Genomic DNA, 245 nt, shown 5'->3' on the forward strand with positions numbered 1-245 from the left:
TTTCACTTGCTTTAGATATTGACTTATTAGAAAAAAGCCTAGGTAAGATAAGTTATCGAGATGTACATAAAGCACTTTATAACATTCATAAAATGCCAGCATGTTTTACAGACGTAGATGTGCTTAACATTTTAAAAGATTTAACCGGACGAGATTACTCAAGCTGGAGGCAACAAAATGTAGACTCGCCTGCAAACATTAATTTTGATGAGTTACTATCAAAGTTTGGCTTTAAATTTTAGCGC

The 245-nt window shown here is 33.1% G+C and carries 1 pseudogene; it reads left to right on the top strand.

From position 1 onward, the window contains the following. Positions 1-242 (top strand): annotated as a pseudogene (locus tag V6260_RS18640) (M61 family peptidase); the annotation flags it as partial. Positions 243-245 lie beyond the last annotated feature (3 nt).

Origin of the sequence: Pseudoalteromonas aliena, from assembly GCF_038155085.1 — a bacterium.
Lineage (GTDB): Bacteria > Pseudomonadota > Gammaproteobacteria > Enterobacterales > Alteromonadaceae > Pseudoalteromonas > Pseudoalteromonas aliena_A.